This is a genomic window from Pseudoflavonifractor phocaeensis (genome assembly GCF_016901735.1).
Taxonomy (GTDB): domain Bacteria; phylum Bacillota; class Clostridia; order Oscillospirales; family Oscillospiraceae; genus Pseudoflavonifractor_A.
On sequence record NZ_JACLZC010000254.1, the window covers coordinates 1 to 219 of the forward strand.

Genomic DNA, 219 nt, shown 5'->3' on the forward strand with positions numbered 1-219 from the left:
CAAGGTAGCCGTATCGGAAGGTGCGGCTGGATCACCTCCTTTCTAAGGAGACTTCAAGCAACCGATGGTTGTTTGTAACGTCCTAAGGTCAGACTTCGGTGGATGAGTGGCTTTCACGTTGTTTAATTTAGAGGGCACACGCGTCGGGGGTATAGCTCAGCTGGAAGAGCACCTGCTTTGCAAGCAGGGGGTCATCGGTTCGAGCCCGATTACCTCCAC

General features: G+C 53.4%; 1 tRNA gene. It reads left to right on the forward strand.

The features are described 5' to 3' along the window. The first annotated feature begins 145 nt into the window (after positions 1-145). Positions 146-218 (forward strand) — tRNA-Ala (locus H7U37_RS15485). Position 219 lies beyond the last annotated feature (1 nt).